The 16,228-nt window shown below is 71.8% G+C and carries 16 protein-coding genes and 1 pseudogene; 7 read left to right on the top strand and 10 right to left on the bottom strand.

Translation table 11 applies throughout. The features are described from left to right. Positions 1-9: 9 nt before the first annotated feature. Both ABZ937_RS11285 and ABZ937_RS11290 read right to left on the bottom strand, forming a co-directional pair. Positions 10-234, bottom strand: a complete 225-nt coding sequence (locus ABZ937_RS11285; protein ID WP_361689055.1) for a DUF3263 domain-containing protein — start codon at positions 232-234, stop codon at positions 10-12. A 35-nt stretch (positions 235-269) separates the two neighbouring features. Further along, complete coding sequence (locus ABZ937_RS11290; RefSeq protein WP_361689058.1) at positions 270-1,523, bottom strand: extracellular solute-binding protein; 1,254 nt, start codon at positions 1,521-1,523, stop codon at positions 270-272. A 142-nt stretch (positions 1,524-1,665) separates the two neighbouring features. Between ABZ937_RS11290 and ABZ937_RS11295 the strand changes: the two genes are divergently transcribed. The 3 genes from ABZ937_RS11295 to ABZ937_RS11305 all read left to right on the top strand — a co-directional run bounded on the left by ABZ937_RS11295 (position 1,666) and on the right by ABZ937_RS11305 (position 4,825). Next, entirely contained in the window at positions 1,666-2,601 is a 936-nt protein-coding gene (locus tag ABZ937_RS11295) for an ROK family protein (RefSeq protein ID WP_361689457.1), read from the top strand. Beyond that, positions 2,601-3,743: an N-acetylglucosamine-6-phosphate deacetylase gene (nagA, locus tag ABZ937_RS11300; RefSeq protein ID WP_361689061.1), complete on the top strand. Its 1,143-nt coding sequence runs from the start codon at positions 2,601-2,603 to the stop codon at positions 3,741-3,743. The genes ABZ937_RS11295 and nagA overlap by 1 nt, the downstream gene beginning before the upstream one ends. Positions 3,744-3,865: 122 nt before the next feature. Further along, entirely contained in the window at positions 3,866-4,825 is a 960-nt protein-coding gene (locus ABZ937_RS11305; RefSeq protein WP_361689064.1) for a 1-phosphofructokinase family hexose kinase, read from the top strand. Here the strand turns inward: ABZ937_RS11305 and ABZ937_RS11310 are convergent. Together ABZ937_RS11310 and cdgB are read right to left on the bottom strand one after the other, a co-directional pair. After that, the gene (locus ABZ937_RS11310; RefSeq protein ID WP_361689070.1) at positions 4,822-5,766 is read right to left on the bottom strand and encodes a carbohydrate-binding protein; all 945 of its coding nucleotides are present in this window, start codon (positions 5,764-5,766) and stop codon (positions 4,822-4,824) included. The two genes, ABZ937_RS11305 and ABZ937_RS11310, sit on opposite strands and share 4 nt — an antisense overlap. A gap of 117 nt (positions 5,767-5,883) precedes the next feature. Further along, the gene (cdgB, locus tag ABZ937_RS11315) at positions 5,884-7,539 is read right to left on the bottom strand and encodes a diguanylate cyclase CdgB (protein ID WP_361689073.1); all 1,656 of its coding nucleotides are present in this window, start codon (positions 7,537-7,539) and stop codon (positions 5,884-5,886) included. A gap of 266 nt (positions 7,540-7,805) precedes the next feature. Here cdgB and ABZ937_RS11320 point away from each other — a divergent pair, with 266 nt between their 5' ends. Beyond that, entirely contained in the window at positions 7,806-8,378 is a 573-nt protein-coding gene (locus tag ABZ937_RS11320; protein WP_361689076.1) for a flavin reductase family protein, read from the top strand. A gap of 70 nt (positions 8,379-8,448) precedes the next feature. Next, complete coding sequence (locus ABZ937_RS11325) at positions 8,449-8,904, top strand: GNAT family N-acetyltransferase (protein ID WP_361689079.1); 456 nt, start codon at positions 8,449-8,451, stop codon at positions 8,902-8,904. Between the two features lie 15 nt (positions 8,905-8,919). Here ABZ937_RS11325 and ABZ937_RS11330 read toward each other — a convergent pair whose 3' ends face one another. Both ABZ937_RS11330 and arfB read right to left on the bottom strand, forming a co-directional pair. Beyond that, the gene (locus ABZ937_RS11330; RefSeq protein ID WP_361689082.1) at positions 8,920-9,759 is read right to left on the bottom strand and encodes a sigma-70 family RNA polymerase sigma factor; all 840 of its coding nucleotides are present in this window, start codon (positions 9,757-9,759) and stop codon (positions 8,920-8,922) included. Positions 9,760-9,851: 92 nt separating this feature from the next. After that, positions 9,852-10,289: an alternative ribosome rescue aminoacyl-tRNA hydrolase ArfB gene (gene arfB, locus ABZ937_RS11335; RefSeq protein WP_361689085.1), complete on the bottom strand. Its 438-nt coding sequence runs from the start codon at positions 10,287-10,289 to the stop codon at positions 9,852-9,854. Positions 10,290-10,439: 150 nt separating this feature from the next. Here arfB and ABZ937_RS11340 point away from each other — a divergent pair, with 150 nt between their 5' ends. Further along, positions 10,440-11,015 carry a TerD family protein gene (locus tag ABZ937_RS11340; RefSeq protein ID WP_361689088.1) on the top strand — a complete coding sequence of 192 codons (576 nt, stop codon included), beginning with the start codon at positions 10,440-10,442 and terminating at the stop codon, positions 11,013-11,015. A gap of 79 nt (positions 11,016-11,094) precedes the next feature. Here ABZ937_RS11340 and ABZ937_RS11345 read toward each other — a convergent pair whose 3' ends face one another. Then, complete coding sequence (locus tag ABZ937_RS11345) at positions 11,095-11,595, bottom strand: hypothetical protein (protein WP_361689091.1); 501 nt, start codon at positions 11,593-11,595, stop codon at positions 11,095-11,097. A 59-nt stretch (positions 11,596-11,654) separates the two neighbouring features. On the opposite strand from ABZ937_RS11345, the gene ABZ937_RS11350 reads away from it, so the two are divergent. After that, the gene (locus ABZ937_RS11350) at positions 11,655-13,049 is read left to right on the top strand and encodes a M1 family metallopeptidase (RefSeq protein WP_361689094.1); all 1,395 of its coding nucleotides are present in this window, start codon (positions 11,655-11,657) and stop codon (positions 13,047-13,049) included. Between the two features lie 39 nt (positions 13,050-13,088). On the opposite strand, the gene ABZ937_RS11355 is transcribed toward ABZ937_RS11350, so the two are convergent. The 3 genes and pseudogenes from ABZ937_RS11355 to ABZ937_RS11365 form a co-directional block, all read right to left on the bottom strand. Continuing rightward, positions 13,089-14,648, bottom strand: coding sequence for a M4 family metallopeptidase (locus tag ABZ937_RS11355; protein WP_361689460.1), 1,560 nt, complete (start codon positions 14,646-14,648; stop codon positions 13,089-13,091). A gap of 339 nt (positions 14,649-14,987) precedes the next feature. Continuing rightward, positions 14,988-15,392, bottom strand: a pseudogene (locus ABZ937_RS11360) (GNAT family N-acetyltransferase); the annotation flags it as partial. A gap of 50 nt (positions 15,393-15,442) precedes the next feature. Continuing rightward, positions 15,443-16,132 (bottom strand): pentapeptide repeat-containing protein, encoded by a 690-nt coding sequence (locus ABZ937_RS11365; RefSeq protein WP_361689097.1) that lies wholly within the window; start codon positions 16,130-16,132, stop codon positions 15,443-15,445. Positions 16,133-16,228 lie beyond the last annotated feature (96 nt).

A 16,228-nucleotide genomic window follows, 5' to 3' on the forward strand; every position in this document is an offset into this window, starting at 1 on the left:
GTCCACTCCTCAGCGCTCGGAGCGCCGCGCCTGGCGGACCCGGCGCAGCCGGTTCACCGTCACCGGGTCGTGGGCCAGGGCCCGCTCGTCGTCCAGCAGGGCGTTGAGGAGCTGGTAGTAGCGGACCGGGGCCAGGCCCAGCTCCTCGCGGATCGCCCGTTCCTTCGCGCCGGCGCCGGCAAAGCCCCGGCGCTCCAGCGCGAGGATGGCCTTCTCCCGGCTGCCCAGTTCCATGCGAACCACCGTAGCGCCGCGCACCGACAGCCGGGTCAGCCGGCGCTGCTGCTGTCCGCCGCCGTGGCCGTCGCCTGGAGGCGGGTCAGGACGCCGGAGGGGCTGCCGCCGGGGGCGACCGCCTGGCCGATGTTCTGCTTCACGGCCGCGCTGACCGCCGCCCAGGAGGTCTTGCCGACCGGGTACAGCTCGGAGGTGGCCAGCTGGTCCAGGAAGGGGTGCAGGGCCTTGTCGGCGGGGGCGTCCGACGCGCTCATGGCGTTGGAGGCGGAGCCGGTGACCGGCAGCAGCCCGTACGTCCGGGAGAAGTCGAGGACGTTGTCCCGGGCGTAGACGAAGTCGAGGAAGTCGCCGATCTGGTCGGCGTGCCCGTTCTGCTTGAAGGCCATCATCCAGTCGGCGACGCCCATGGAGGCCCTGGCCTTGCCGGTGCGGCCCGGCATCGGCACCATGCCGAACTTCACGCCCTTCTTGGCGGCCTGCTGGATCAGCGTGGGGTGGCCGTTGACCATGCCGACCTGGCCGTCGGCGAAGGCGGCGAAGGCGTCGGCGCGGTTGAGCTTGCCGGGGGCGACCGGGCCGGTCAGGTCCTTGCCGACGAGGTCGTCCTTGAGCCAGGTGAAGGTCTCGACGTTCGCCGCGGAATCGATGGTGTAGGTGCCGACGTCGTCGGTGTAGCCGCTGCCGCCGTTGCCGCCGCTGAGCAGCCACTGCATGGTCTCGGCCTGGGCCTCCTCGGGGCCGAGCGGCAGCGCGTAGGGGTACTTCACGCCCTTGTCCTTGAGCGCCCTGGCGTCGGCGGCCAGCTCGTCCCAGGTGGTGGGCGGGGTGATGCCGGCCTTGGCGAAGAGGGTCTTGTTGTAGAAGAGCACGCGGGTGGAGGCGGCGAACGGGATGCCGTACTGCGTGTGCTTCCACTGGCCGGCGTCGGAGAGCTGGGAGAGGAAGTCGGCCTGGGTGCGGATGGAGAGCAGGTCCGAGGCCGGGTAGAGCTTGCCGGCGGCGGCGTAGTCGGCGTAGGCGCCGATCTGGGCCATGTCGGGGGCGTGGCCGGCGTCGACCATCTCCTTGACCTTGCGGTCGACGTCGTTCCAGGAGTAGACGCTGACCTCGACCTTCACCCCGGAGTGTTGCTTCTCGTACTCCTCGACCAGGGTGTCCCAGTACTTCTTGGAGCTGTGGGCGGCGGAGTCGCCGTAGTCGGCGGCGACGAGTCTGAGGGTCACGTCGGAGGAGCCCGTACTCCCGCAGCCGCCGAGGACCGCCGTCATGCCCAGTGCGGACACCACCGCGATCGTTCCTGCCGTACGCCGACGCACCCTCAAAACCCCAACCCTGCTGTCTGACCGTTCAACATATGGACACATAAGGTCTACACCACGCGAGTGGACTAGACCTCTCGCGGGTGGGAGGGTCACACTAGGCCCCGTGGTGAGACATGTCATCGCCCTCGACGTGGGCGGTACCGGGATGAAGGCCGCACTGGTCGGCGACGACGGTGCGCTCCTGCACCGCGCCCGCCGTGCCACCGGCCGCGAGCGCGGCCCCGAGGCGGTGCTCGCGGGCATCCTCGACTTCGCCGCCGAGCTGCGCGCGTACGGCGTCGAGCACTGCGGCGAGCCCGCCGGCGCGGCCGGCATCGCGGTCCCCGGCATCGTCGACGAGGCGACCGGCACCGCCGTCTACGCGGCCAACCTCGGCTGGCGGGACGTACCCCTGCGCGCCCTGCTCGCCGACCGGCTCGGGGTGCCCGTCGCCCTCGGACACGACGTCCGCACCGGCGGGCTCGCCGAGGGCCGGATCGGCGCGGGCCGGGGCGCGGACCGGTTCCTGTTCGTGCCGCTGGGCACCGGGATCGCCGGCGCCATCGGCCTGGACGGGCGGGTGGAGTCCGGCGCGCACGGCTTCGCGGGCGAGATCGGCCACATCGTCGTACGGCCCGGCGGCGTCCCCTGCCCCTGCGGGCAGCGCGGCTGTCTGGAGCGGTACGCCTCCGCGTCCGCCGTCAGCGAGGCCTGGGCGGCGGCGGGCGGGAAACCCGACGCGGCCGACTGCGCCGAAGCCGTCGCGTCCGGTGACCCGAACGCCGTCCGGGTCTGGCGGGACGCGGTGGACGCGCTCGCCGACGGACTGGTCACCGCGATCACCCTGCTGGACCCCCGCACCCTGATCATCGGTGGCGGGCTGGCCGAGGCGGGGGAAGTGTTGTTCCAACCGCTGCGGGACGCCGTCCGGCGGCGGGTCACCTTCCAGAAACTGCCCACCATCGTCCCCGCCGCCCTCGGCGACACGGCCGGCTGCCTGGGAGCGGGGCTCCTGGCCCGCGATCTCCTCGACACCACTGACCCCTCGGAGGTAACCGCCTGATGGCTTCCAGCTTGGTTCTCGCAGGTGCCCGGGTGGTCCTGCCCGGCGGAGTGAGGGACGACGGCCGGGTGTCCGTCGAGGGTACGAAGATCACGGCCGCGCCCGCCGAGGGCGCCGAGGTCGTCGACGTCACCGGCCACTGGCTGGTGCCCGGCTTCGTGGACATCCACAACCACGGCGGCGGCGGAGCCTCCTTCTCCGGCACCCAGGAGGAGATCCTCACCGCGGTCCGCACCCACCGCCTGCACGGCACCACCACGCTCGTCGCCTCCACCGTCACCGACGAGATGGACCTCCTGGTCCGTCAGGCCGGACTGCTGAGCGAGCTGGCCGAGCAGGGCGACATCGCCGGCATCCACTTCGAGGGGCCGTTCATCTCGCCGTGCCGCAAGGGCGCGCACTCCGAGGAGCTGCTGCGCGACCCGGAACCGGCCGAGGTCCGCAAGCTGATCGACGCCGCACGCGGCAAGGCGAAGATGGTCACCCTCGCGGCCGAGCTGCCGGGCGGCATCGACTCCGTACGGCTGCTCGCCGAGCACGGCGTGATCGCGGCGATCGGGCACACGGACGCCAGCTACGAGCAGACGGTGGAGGCGATCGACGCCGGCGCCACGGTCGCCACCCACCTCTTCAACGCCATGCCCGCCCTCGGCCACCGCGCCCCCGGCCCGATCGCCGCGCTCCTGGAGGACGAGCGGGTCACGGTCGAGCTGATCAACGACGGCACCCACCTGCACCCCGCCGCGCTGGAGCTGGCGTTCCATCACGCGGGCGCGGACCGGGTCGCGTTCATCACCGACGCGATGGACGCGGCCGGCATCGGCGACGGCCGCTACATGCTCGGCCCGCTGGAGGTCGAGGTCAGCGAGGGCGTGGCCCGGCTGGTGCACGGCGGTTCGATCGCGGGCTCCACGCTCACCCAGGACCGCGCGTTCCAGCGGGCCGTGACGGTCGACGGACTGTCGGTCGAGGACACGGTCGCCGCCCTCTCCGCCAACCCGGCCCGCCTGCTCGGCCTCTCCGACCGCATCGGTTCCCTGGAGCCCGGCAAGGACGCCGACCTCGTCCTGCTGGACGCCGACTTCGCACTGAAGGGCGTGATGCGGCACGGCGAGTGGGTCGTCGCGCCCCAACTGGCCTGATCCGTCCGGGTTTTCCCCACACGGCGGCCGACCCGAGACTGGGCCGGCCGCCGTCTCTTTGGCATGATCGAGGCCCCGGAAACCGATGACAGGCGCAGGGACTTCGAGGGAGGTCGGCCCGGGTGATCCTCACGGTCACGCTGAACACCGCTCTCGACATCACCTATCGCGTGCGGTCACTACGGCCGCACGCCTCGCACCGCGTCTCGGAGGTCGTCGAGCGGCCCGGCGGCAAGGGCGTGAACGTGGCCCGGGTGCTGGCCGCCCTCGGGCACGAGGTGACGGTCACCGGCTTCGCGGGCGGCCCGACCGGCCGGGTACTGCGGGAGCGGCTCGCGGACGGGATGCCGGGTGAGCGGTCCGCGGTCGGCGCCGGGGAGGTGGTGGACGCGCTGGTGCCGGTCTTCGGGGCGACCCGGCGCACCATCGCGGTCGTGGACGAGCTGACCGGCGACACCACCCAGCTGAACGAGCCGGGCCCGCAGATCACCCCGGCCGAGTGGGCCCTCTTCCTGGGCCGGTACACGGAGCTGGTGGCCGGCGCGTCCGCGGTGGCGCTGTGCGGCAGCCTGCCGCCGGGGGTGCCGGTGGGGGCGTACGCGAACCTGGTCCGCGCCGCCCGGTCGGCGGGCGTGCCGGTCCTGCTGGACACCAGCGGCGAGCCGCTGCGCCGGGGCGTCGCCGCCCGCCCGGACATCATCAAGCCGAACACCGACGAACTGGCCGAACTCACCGGCTCCCACGAGCCGTTGCGCGCCACCCAGGACGCCCGTCGGCGCGGGGCCCACGCGGTGGTCGCCTCGCTCGGCGCCGACGGCCTCCTCGCCGTCACCCCGGAGGGCCGCTGGCGCGCCGCCCCGCCGGCCCCCGTGCGCGGCAACCCGACCGGCGCGGGCGACTCGGCGGTGGCCGGCCTGCTGTCGGGCCTGGTGGAGCGCCTCCCCTGGCCGGCCCGCCTGACCCGCGCGGTCGCGCTGTCGACGGCAACCGTCCGGTCCACCACCGCGGGCGAGTTCGACCGCACGACGTACGAGGAGCTACTGAGCCGGGTGGCGGTGTCCGGGGAGTTCAGCGCCGCCTAGCTGTCCCGCTTGACGTGGCCCGGCTTGATGTAGAGCTTCTCGATCAGGACGTTGCACTTGTCGCCGGACTGGCAGGAGAGCGAGACCGTGTTGGAGCCCTTCTTCAGGGTCGGATACACGTAGGACGTGGTCCAGCCGTTGGCGAAGTCACCGTCGGCGGCGTGCCGGTAGTTCTCCAGACCCATCTTGCTGCCGAACTCGGTGCCGTTGACGGTCACCGACATCGACTGGTCCTCACCGGCCACGCTGTAGTCCGCGAACAGCGTGTACGGGCCGTCGGAGGGGATGTCGACCGTCCAGGTGACCGAGGCGCCGGCCTGGTTCAGCCCGCCGACATAGCTGCCGTCGGAGGAGTGCGCCCCCTTGACGTCCGACGCCTTCGTCGCGCCGCCCGCCAGCTGGAGGGCGTTCGAGGTCGTGTCGGCCTGCAGCGCACCGCCCGCCGGCGAGCTGCTGCCCGACGGGCTCGGGGAGTGGTCCTGGGTCTTGGTGGGGGCCGTCTGGACCTGGTCGCTGGGCTTGTCGTCGTCCGAGTCGCCGTTGAGCATCGCGACGCCGATACCGACGACGACGGCGGCGACCACCGCGATCGCGCCGATCAGCAGGCCCTTGGTGTTCGGGCCGCGGCGGCCGGTGTTCCCGGCGGGCGACGCCGGCCGGCGGGCGGACGGGGCGCCGCCGGGCAGCGTCTCCGGCGCCTGGTAGTGCGTGTTCGGCTGGCCGAAGGCGCCCTGCTGCTGCGGGACGGTGGGCTGCTGACCGTACGGCGCCTGCGGCTGGCCGTACTGGCGCTCGCCGACCGTGCGCACCCTGCTGACCGAGTTCGGGTAGCCGTAGCCACCGGACGGCGGCTGGGCTCCTCTGGCCTGGCCGTCTGCGTACAGGTAGCCGAACGGGTCGTCGTCCTCGGGCGTGCTCGCGCCGTTGTCGCCGGGCGTCATCCCTTGGTACTCCTCAACAGGTGCGGGCGGATGCGGTACGGGTTGGAATGGCGAGCCTACCCGCTCTCACTCGTCCAAACGGGTGACTCGGACCGCATCAACTCGCTGACCTGCGGATCAACCGGCGCGCCGGTGCTGTTTGGGACGAGATCGTTTCTCTACGTACATCCGCTCGTCAGCGGACTTCAACACCTCGTCCGCCGTCATCCCGCAGTGTGCCCAGCCGATGCCGAAGCTCGCGCCCACCCGGACGGCCCGGCCCTCGGCGCGGATCGGCTGGATGATCTCGTTCCGCAGCCGTACGGCGAGGTCCTGCGCGTCGGCCCGGCCGAGGCCGTCGGCGAGGATCACGAACTCGTCGCCACCGAGCCGGGCGACCGTGTCGCCGTCCCGGACACCGCGGGAGAGCCGGCCGGCGACCTCGATGAGGACCGCGTCGCCCGCGTTGTGCCCGAAGCGGTCGTTGATCGACTTGAAGCCGTCGAGGTCGCAGAAGAGGACCGCGAGGCCCTTGGTGCCGTCGTCGCGCTCGCCCTCGGGGGCGACGGTGTGGACGTGGTGGTCGTAGGCGTCGAAGCCCTCCGCGCCCGGCGTGAAGTCGAAGCCGTGGGCGTTGGGCGCGTCGAAGGCGGGGTGGCCGTAGGCCGCGTCCAGGGAGTCCGGGGTGCCGGCGTGGGCGGGGCGCTGACAGAGCCGGGCCGAGAGGCGCGAGCGCAGCTCGGCGGAGTTCGGCAGGCCGGTCAGCGAGTCGTGCGAGGCGCGGTGGGCGAGCTGCAGCTCGCGCCGCTTGCGCTCCTCTATGTCCTCGACGTGGGTGAGCAGGAAGCGGGGGCCGTCGGCGGCGTCCGCGACGACCGAGTTGCGCAGCGACACCCAGACGTAGCTGCCGTCGCGGCGGCCGAGGCGGAGTTCCGCGCGCCCGCCCTCCGCCGAGGTGCGCAGCAGGGTGCCGATGTCCTCGGGGTGGACGAGGTCGGCGAAGGAGTACCGGCGCATCGCGGAGGCGGGCCGGCCGAGCAGCCGGCACAGGGCGTCGTTGGTGCGCAGGATGCGGCCGTGCTGGTCGCCGCCCATCTCGGCGATGGCCATGCCGGAGGGCGCGTACTCGAAGGCCTGCCGGAAGGATTCCTCGCTGGCGCGCAGGACCTGCTGCTCGCGCTCCAGACGGACCAGGGCGCGCTGCATGTTCGCCCGCAGATGCGCGTTGCTGATCGCGATGGCGGCCTGGAAGGCGTACATCTGGAGGGCCTCGCGGCCCCAGGCGCCGGGGTGCCGGCCGTTGCGCGGCCGGTCGACGGATATGACGCCGAGCAGCTCGCCGGAGGAGCCGCCCTGTATGCCGGGCGTGTACATGGGCGCGAAGAGCCGGTCGGAGGGGTGCCACTCGTCCTCGAAGCGCGGCGCGGGCCCCTCCGTGAACCACTGCGGGACGTCGTCGTCGTCGAGGACCCAGCCCTCGGTGTGCGGTATGAAGACGAGGTCGCCCCAGCGCTCGCCCATGCCCAGCCGCCGCTCCCAGGACTCGCGGGAGCCGACCCGGCCGGTGATCAGGGCCTCGGCCGCGGAGTTGCCGGAGAAGGCGGCGACCACGAGATCGCCGTCGGGGCGTACGAGGTTGACGGCCGCCATCTCGTATCCGAGGGCGTTCACGGCGCCGTCGGCGACGGTCTGCAGTGTGTCCGCCAGGCTGCGTGCCGTGTTCATGTCGGCCATGACCTGGTGCAGCTGCCGCAGGGACGCAAGGCGGACATACGGCTCCGACTCGGTCTCCATGCTCGCCCTCCCCCCGAGATCTCGCAGCGAATGAAGGGTTGTCCCGCCACTGAATCACAGCGCGCTGCCCACTCGGTACACAGGGTCAACAATTCCTGCCTCTTGTGACTCAAGTCACAGGAGAACGTGAACAATTGAGTGGAGTTTCAGCGTTTTGCCTGTGCGTTTACTGAACACAAGGCGTATGACTGCGGCCCTGGTCCTAGGACCCGGCTCGGGCGGAGGGCCGATGCGGCCCGCGCCCGGCGAAGACTAGCGTTTCCGGCGTGCTGAAGACTCCCTCCCCCACCACCCCCCTGCCTTCCGGGCATGCTGAGGGGGTGAGCAACGACGAGTTCCGGGCCGCGATGTCCCGGCTGGCCGCGGGCGTGGTCCTGGTCACCGCGCAGGAACCGCCGCTGGCCCCGGACGACCCCGAGGCGCCCGGCGTGGAGGACGTCGGCATGACCGCCACCGCCTTCATGTCGGTCTCCCTCGACCCGCCGCTGGTGCTGGTCAGCCTGCGCGAGGGCGCCCGCATGGACGACCTGCTCGCCGAGCAGCCGCTGTGGGCGGTGTCGGTCCTCACCGAGAGCCAGCGGCACATCGCGGGCCGCTTCGCCATGAAGGGCCGCATCAGCGACCGGCTGCTGTTCGAGGACATCCCCTACGTCCGCGGCGAGGCCACCGGTGCCCCGCTGGTGGGGGGCGCGCTGGCCACCCTGGAGTGCCGCACCGAGCAGCGGGTGGCGGCCGGGGACCACACGCTGGTCATCGGCCGCGTCCTCACCGCGCGCGTGCCGAGCGCGGAAGGCGGCCCCCTGCTGTATTTCCGCGGCAGATACCGGCAGTTGGGCTGACCGGAACGGCGGGCGCGCCGAGCCGGGAATTCCTTGGCCCGGACGGGGCCCGCGTGCTTACCGTGCGCGAATGACACCTCGTCTGGAAGAAATCACCGCGGAGAACTTCGACACCGCCGTCGGCATTCGCGTCCGCCCCGAACAGGAACACACCGTCAGACCCGTCGTACGGTCCCTCGCCGAGGCCTATGTCCATCCCGGTGTCGCCTGGCCCCGCCTGATCGTCGACGACGATCGCGCGGTCGGCTTCCTGATGGCCTTCTTCGACATCGACTGGCACGGCGACGGCAGCGTGCACCGCTGTGGCCTGTGGCGGCTGAACATCGCCGCCGGCGAGCAGGGCAGGGGCTACGGCCGGTTCGCCGTCGACGCCGTGGCCGCCGAGATCCGCCGCCGTGGCGGCAAGGAGCTGTACGTCAGCTGGCACCCCGGCCCGCACGGACCCGAGGAGTTCTACCTCAGGCTGGGCTTCCGCCGGACCGGGGAGACGAGCGGGGACCAGACGGTGGGCGTGCTGGACCTGTGACCGCGCCGCGCCCGGTCAGACCTCCTCGACGGTGAGGTCCGCCAGGCGGGACGGGTCGGAGACGATGTCGATCACCGAGATGCGGTCGGCGACGAAGGCGAAGGCCAGGGCCCGCTCCAAGCGGCCGTCGGCGAACACGGCCAGGCCGGTCGCGCCGTCGATCAGCACCGGACGCGCGATGCCCGCCACGTGGGCGAAGCTCGCGGCACCGGCGGCGACCCGGGCCGCACCGCTGTTCACGCCGGCCTCGCTGCGGGCCACGACGTCCGGGTCGAGCACCGCGAGCAGCCCGTCGAAGTCGCCGCCCCGTGCCGCGGCCAGGAAGGCGTCCACCACCTCCCGCTGCCGGGCCAGGTCGGCCTCCGGCGCCTCGACGCCCCGCACCCGGCGCCTGGCCCGGCTGGCGAGCTGCCGGGCGGCGGCCGGGTTGCGCCCGAGGATGCCGCCGACCTCGTCGAAGGGCACCCCGAACAGGTCGTGCAGCACGAACGCCAGCCGCTCGGCCGGCGACAGCGTGTCCAGGACGACCAGGAGGGCCAGTCCGACGGAGTCGGCGAGCAGGGCGTTCTGCGCGGGGTCCGGTTCGGCGGACGGCGCCGGCTGCCAGGTCTCCAGCGGCTCCTCGCCCCGGGTACGGCGGGAGCGGAGCATGTCGAGGCAGACCCGGCCGACGACGGTGGTGAGCCAGCCGCCGAGGTTCTCCACCTCCCGGGTGTCGGACCGGCTCAGCCGGACCCACGCCTCCTGTACGGCGTCCTCGGCCTCGGCGGCGGAGCCGAGCATCCGGTAGGCGACGGCCCGCAGGTGCCCCCGGTACGTCTCGAACCGCTCGGCGAGAAACTCGTTGTCGGTCATGGGTGGATCCGGCCTCTCCGTCGTCATCCGCTGCACTCCTGCATCACCCTGACGACAGGGAACCCGGAGATGTGACAGTGCCCTCACCCGGCCTAACCCCAGTCGCGGCCCGTGCGCCCCCGCTTCGTCTCGGAGCGCTGCTTCTTCTCCCGCAGCCGGCGTTCGTTGATGCCGCGCGGGATGCGGGTCGGCTTGCGGGGCCTGGGCGGCGGCGCGGTGGCCTCCGCGAGGAGCGCGGCGAGGCGTACGGCGGCGGCCTCGCGGTTGCGCCACTGGGAACGGTGCTCGGAGGCCCGTACGGACACGACCCCGTCGGTGAGGCGGCCGGCCAGCCGCTGAAGCGCCCGCTCCTTCCACACCGGCGGGAGCGCCTCGGTGCGGGCGAGGTCGAAGCGCAGCTCCACCTGCGAGTCGCTGGTGTTGACGTGCTGTCCGCCGGGCCCGGACGACCTGGAGAAACGCCACATCAGCTCGGCCTCGGGAAGCGAGACCGAGCCACGGATGAGATAGGGCCCGGACATGCCTTTCATGTTCCCGGCCCGGCCCGCCTCACGTCACCTGGATTTCCGGTTGGTAAAAAAGGTAAAGGGATCCGGAACCATCGGGGCCCCCCTCGACGTTGTCCCGGGTGACGGTAGCTTCGTCGGCACAGATACCCAAAAGGGAAGGGACTCCCAATCATGGCTGTAAGCCTGTCCAAGGGTGGCAACGTCTCGCTCACCAAGGAGGCTCCGGGCCTGACCGCCGTCACCGTGGGCCTCGGCTGGGACGTCCGCACCACGACCGGCACGGACTTCGACCTGGACGCCTCCGCCATCGCGGTGAACACGCAGGGCAAGGTCTACTCGGACGCCCACTTCGTCTTCTTCAACAACAAGCAGACCCCGGACAACACGATCGTCCACACGGGCGACAACCGCACGGGCGAGGGCGCCGGCGACGACGAGGCGATCAACGTCAACCTGGCGGCGCTCCCGGCCGACATCGAGAAGGTCGTCTTCCCGGTCTCGATCTACGACGCGGAGAACCGCGGCCAGAACTTCGGCCAGGTCCGCAACGCCTACATCCGCATCGTCAACCAGGCCGGCGGCGCCGAGATCGCGCGCTACGACCTGTCGGAGGACGCGGCCACCGAGACGGCCATGATCTTCGGCGAGCTGTACCGCAACGGCGCGGAGTGGAAGTTCCGCGCGGTCGGCCAGGGCTACGCCTCGGGCCTGGTGGGCATCGCCCAGGACTTCGGCGTGAACGTCTGACAGGCACCACGGCGAGAACAGCGGACCCGCGCGAGAAGACCCCGGCTCACGTCCGGGGGGCTTCTCGCGTGGGCGTCCGTTACGGCACCCGCGGGAAGCGGGCCTGAAGCGTCCAGATCGCCGGGTTCTCCGCCAGGTCGTCGTGCAGGTCGGTGAGGTCCGCGAGCAGGTCGTGGAGGAAGTCGCGGGCCTCGCGGCGGAGTTCGGTGTGGGCGAAGGAGAGCGGGGGCTCCTCGGCCGGGCTCCAGTCGGAGGTGATGTCGACCCAGCCGAAGCGGCGCTCGAAGAGCATCCGGTCGGTGGACTCGGTGAAGTCCAGCTCCGCTCGCTGCGGCCGGGCGGCGCGGGAGCCCATCGGGTCGCGGTCCAGCCGTTCCACGATGTCGCACAGCGCCCACGCGAAGTCCAGCACCGGCACCCATCCCCAGGATGTGGACAGCTCCCGGTCGGTCTCGGTGTCCGCGAGATAGACGTCCCCGCAGAACAGGTCGTGCCGCAGCGCGTGCACGTCCGCGCGGCGGTAGTCGGTCTGCGGGGGGTCCGGGAACCGGTTGGAGAGGGCGTAGCCGATGTCGAGCACGGGGAGATGGTGTCACGCGGCCCTCCTCCGGTGCGCCGCGCCCGCCTAGGATCGCTGACATGTCCAGATCCGCGCGCCTTGTCCCGGCCGTCGCCGCGCTCCTCGCCCTCGCCCTCACCGCCACCGCGTGCGACGGCGGTGTGCGGGGCACCCCGGGCGGCTCCGGTGTGCGCGATCCGTACTTCCCGAAGGCGGGCAACGGCGGCTACGACGTCACGCACTACGCGCTGACCCTCGACTACACCCCGGCCACCCGCCACCTCACCGCCAAGGCGGTCATCACCGCCCGCGCCACCCAGGACCTGTCCGCCTTCGACCTCGACCTCGCCGGGCTGCACGTCGAGAAGGTCACCGTGGAGGGCAGGCAGGCCCGCTGGAACCGCGCCGGACAGGAACTCACCGTCCGCCCGCACGACGACCTCGGCAAGGGCGAGACCTTCAGCACGACCGTCCGCTACTCCGGCACCCCGCGCACCCTCACCGACCCCGACGGCTCCGAGGAGGGCTGGCTGCGCACCGCCGACGGCGCGCTCGGCCTCGGCGAGCCCGTCGGCTCCATGGCCTGGTTCCCCGGCAGCAACCACCCCTCGGACAAGGCGACGTACGACATCACCGTCACCGTCCCGAAGGGCCTCCAGGCCGTCTCCAACGGCGAGCTGACGGAGCAGACCGACAAGGGCGGCCGTACGGCCTACCACTGGCACACCGGCCAGCCCATGGCGAGCTACGTCGCCACCGTCGCCATCGGCCACTACGACATCACGCGCACCACCGGCCCGCACGGCCTGCCGGTCATCACCGCCGTCGATCCCACCCGGGCCAAGGCCAGTGCCAAGGCGCTCGCGAAGATCCCCGAGATCATCGACTGGGAGGAGACCAACTTCGGGCCGTACCCCTTCTCCTCCACCGGCGCGATCGTCGACCGCCCGGGCGATGCCGGCTACGCGCTGGAGACCCAGAACCGGCCCGTCTTCCCCGCCGACCAGTTCGACACCTCGACCCTCGTGCACGAACTCGCCCACCAGTGGTACGGCGACTCGGTCACCCCTCGGTCCTGGCGGGACATGTGGCTCAACGAGGGCTTCGCGACGTACGCGGAGTGGCTGTACGAGGAGGACTTCGGCGACAAGAGCGCCCAGGAGACCTTCACCGAGCTGTACGAGGACGACGACGAGGCCGTGTGGGCCTTCCCGCCGGCGAAGCCGTCCAGCGCCGCGCACATCTCCGACAGCCCCGTCTACCAGCGCGGCGCGATGGTTCTGCAGAAGATCCGCCAGAAGGTCGGCGACGACACCTTCTACGAGATCATCCAGGGCTGGGCCGCGGCCCACCGCCACTCCACCGCGAGCACCGCCGACTTCACCGCGTACGTGGAGAAGAAGGCCCCCGACAAGGACTTCTCCGGGATCTGGAAGGACTGGCTGTACGGCGACGGAAGGCCGGACCACCCGTGAGACGGGCGGCCCGGCCGGTGTACTGCCGCAGGGGTGCGCCTACTTGACGTTGACCGCCGTCCAGGCCGCCGCCACCGCGTTGTACTCCGCGCTGCCCGAGCCGTACAGGTCGGCCGCGGCCTGCAGGGTGCCGGCGCGGGCGCCCGCGTAGTTCGTGGTCGACGTGAAGTACGTGCTCAGCGCCTTGTACCAGATCTGGTCGGCCTTGGCCCGGCCGATGCCGGTGACCGTGGAGCCGTCGTAGGTCGGGGAGTTGTAGGAGACCCCGTTGATCGTCTTCGCGCCGCTGCCCTCGCTCAGCAGGTAGAAGAAGTGGTTCGCGACGCCCGACGAGTAGTGCACGTCCAGGCGGCCGACCGTCTTCGACCAGTAGTCGGCCGAGCCGCCGTCCTTGCTGGGCTTGTCCATGTAGCGCAGCGGGGTGCCGTCGCCGTTGATGTCGATCTTCTCGCCGATGAGGTAGTCACCGACATCGGAGGAGTTGTTCGCGAAGAACTCCACCGAGGTGCCGAAGATGTCGGAGGTGGCCTCGTTCAGGCCGCCGGACTCACGGCTGTAGTTGAGCTTCGCCGTGGCCGCGGTCAGGCCGTGGCTCATCTCGTGGCCGGCGACGTCGAGCGAGGTCAGCGGGTCGGCGTTGTTCGCGCCGTCGCCGTACGTCATGCAGAAGCAGCTGTCGTTCCAGAAGGCGTTGACGTAGGCGTTGCCGTAGTGGACCCGGGAGTAGGCGGCCTTGCCGTCGCCCGCGATGCCGTTGCGGTTGAACGCGGACTTGTAGAAGTCCCAGGTGACGGCGGCGCCGTAGGCGGCGTCGACACCGGCGGTCTGGCGGTTGTTCACGGTGCCGTCGCCCCAGGCGTCGTCGGCGTCGTGGAGGAGGGCGCCGGTGCCGCTGGTGCCGCCGTTCAGGTCGTACGTCTTGTGGCCGCCGCGGCCGCCGTCGACCAGGTCGTAGCCGCCCGAGGCGGAGGCGGTGGTGCCGAGGGGGACGGTGCCGCTGTACTGGCTGGTGCCCGTGCCGGTGTCGATCCCCTCGTAGGAGTAGATCTCCTTGCCGGTCCGCGCGTCGGTGATGACGTGCAGCTCGCTCGGGGTGCCGTCGTGCTGGAGGCCCTTGACGACGGACTCGTAGGCCAGGACCGGCTTGGCGCCGGCCGCCCAGACGACCTTGCGGGAGGTCGAGGCGGTGGCCCCGGCGGTGCCGGCGGCCTTGAGTGCCGTCTTCTTCGCGGCGGCCGCGGAGACGGCCGCGGTGGTGGTCGGCACGGATATCCGGGCCTTGTTCGCCTTGCTGACGCCCTTGAGCGAGCCGTTCTTCGCCACGTGGGTGACCAGGTCGCCGCCGAGGACGGGCAGACCGGCGTACGTGCGCTCGTAGCGGGTGTGGACGGTGCCGTCCGCGTCCTTGACCACGTCCCGGGCGATCAGCTTCTCCTTGGCGCCGAGCCCCAGCTCACGGGCCGCCGCGGCCGAGTGCTCCTGGGCCGTCCGCAGCGCGGCGGCGCGGGCCGGGGCGCTGAGCGCCACGGCCTGGGCGCCGGAGGGGTGCGGCGCGGGCGCGGCGGTCGCGGAGCCGTTCTGCAGGGCGAGGACGACCATCGCCGCCGAGCCGGCCAGGGCGGCGGCGCGCACGGCGGTGCTGCGGGGAGTACGGGAGGCGCCGGCGGTGTGGGGCTGCTGTCTCACTCGATCTCCTTCTGACTGGTCTCGTGGGGTGGAGACACAGGTGGGTCACAGGGGATGTGCAGAGTTGCGGCGGGCGAGGAGAGAGTGACACCGGAAGGGCGCCGTTTGACAGAGTGCCGTCAAGACTTTACGTGTTCGTATCCGAAAGCCGTACTACGAAATCCGTTATGCGGACGGGAGTGCAAGAATCAACTCCCCCTCTTTGCAGCGCACTTGAGACGTACGGCGTCACACCTCGCGTGTCCGCTCCGCCAGCACCTTGCGCAGCACGGCACAGGGCCGGCCGAGGGCGCGATCACGACGGTGGCCGATGACCTCGTAGCCGAGGGCGGTCCAGAAGGCCAGTCCCTTGGGGTTGCTCTCGAGAACGGCCAGCCGTACGGCCTGCCGCCCGGCACCCCGGAACCGCTCCTCGACCATCCCGGCGGCCCGCCTGCCGTACCCCTTGCCCTGCTCGGCCGCGTGGACCATCAGCAGCCCGATCCACGGGTCCGGGTCGTCCGGGTCGGGGTGACGGGCCAACGTGATCACCACGGCCACGAGCCGCCCCCCGGCGCGAGCCGGCAGCGTTTCGGTGCCCGGCTGACCCAGCCCGGCCGCCACCTGCTCGGGACGCACGTCATCCGGATCGGGGAAGTCCCCGCTGAGCGCGTGGAACGTCGTCACGGTGCTCACCCCCCTCATACATGGAGATCTCCTCAGCCCGCTCACACCACCCTGATGCCCAGTTCCGCCGCCAGCACCGGAGCCAGGTCCAGTAGCTGTCCGGTGCTGATCACCGCCCCGGACATGCGGTCCAGGCCCCGCGTGATCTCCAGCGGGGCGGCACCCCGCAGGTCCACGTCCTTCAACGTGGCGCCGCCGAAATCCGCCCCCTTCAGGGCGCAGTCGGTGAACTCGACGCGCTCCAGATGCGCGCCCGCGAAGTCCGGCTCGACCAGGACGCAGGACTCGAAGACGACGTCCTTGAGGCGGGCCTCGCGGAGGTTCAGGTAGTCGATCTTGCCGCCGCGGATCACGACCCGCTCCAGCACGGCACCGTGCATCTGGGTGCCGCCCAGGCGCGGGTCGACCAGCTCGACGTCCCGGAACGTGGACTCGGCGAGCCGGGTGCCGACGCCGCGCAGCCCGGTCAGGACCGAGTCCAGCACCCGGGCACGGCCCAGCGCCGTCTCGTCCACGGCGCAGCCCGTCAGCGCGCAGTCCATGAACCGGGCGCCCGCGCCGTCCTGCCCGGCCAGGTCCAGCTCCCGGAACTCCAGACCGTCGTAGTCCCCGTCCGGCTCCAACTCCCCCTCGGCCCAGGGTTCCAGGGGCGGCAGCCGCACCTCCGGCCGCCGCGCGCTCTTCACCGCCGCCCGGCCCTCCGGCCGGCTTCCCGTCGCTCGCCTCACCATGCGCCCATGCTGCACCCCGCCACTGACAATCCGTCCTGAGCTGGGAGGACGCCGGGATGTCACATTCCGCGGGGCCCGGTCCGTCGTAGTCGCGGA

Source organism: Streptomyces sp. NPDC046727 (assembly GCF_040645635.1).
GTDB lineage: Bacteria > Actinomycetota > Actinomycetes > Streptomycetales > Streptomycetaceae > Streptomyces.

Bases quoted from the DNA above. Each gene is read 5' to 3' on its own strand.
- ABZ937_RS11330 (WP_361689082.1), bottom strand. From the start codon at position 9,759: ATGACCGACAACGAGTTTCTCGCCGAGCGGTTCGAGACGTACCGGGGG.
- ABZ937_RS11325 (WP_361689079.1), top strand. From the start codon at position 8,449: ATGACACCTCGTCTGGAAGAAATCACCGCGGAGAACTTCGACACCGCC.
- arfB (WP_361689085.1), bottom strand. From the start codon at position 10,289: ATGAAAGGCATGTCCGGGCCCTATCTCATCCGTGGCTCGGTCTCGCTT.
- ABZ937_RS11310 (WP_361689070.1), bottom strand. From the start codon at position 5,766: ATGACGCCCGGCGACAACGGCGCGAGCACGCCCGAGGACGACGACCCG.
- ABZ937_RS11365 (WP_361689097.1), bottom strand. From the start codon at position 16,132: ATGGTGAGGCGAGCGACGGGAAGCCGGCCGGAGGGCCGGGCGGCGGTG.
- ABZ937_RS11340 (WP_361689088.1), top strand. From the start codon at position 10,440: ATGGCTGTAAGCCTGTCCAAGGGTGGCAACGTCTCGCTCACCAAGGAG.
- nagA (WP_361689061.1), top strand. From the start codon at position 2,601: ATGGCTTCCAGCTTGGTTCTCGCAGGTGCCCGGGTGGTCCTGCCCGGC.
- ABZ937_RS11355 (WP_361689460.1), bottom strand. From the start codon at position 14,648: ATGGTCGTCCTCGCCCTGCAGAACGGCTCCGCGACCGCCGCGCCCGCG.
- ABZ937_RS11350 (WP_361689094.1), top strand. From the start codon at position 11,655: ATGTCCAGATCCGCGCGCCTTGTCCCGGCCGTCGCCGCGCTCCTCGCC.
- ABZ937_RS11285 (WP_361689055.1), bottom strand. From the start codon at position 234: ATGGAACTGGGCAGCCGGGAGAAGGCCATCCTCGCGCTGGAGCGCCGG.
- cdgB (WP_361689073.1), bottom strand. From the start codon at position 7,539: ATGGAGACCGAGTCGGAGCCGTATGTCCGCCTTGCGTCCCTGCGGCAG.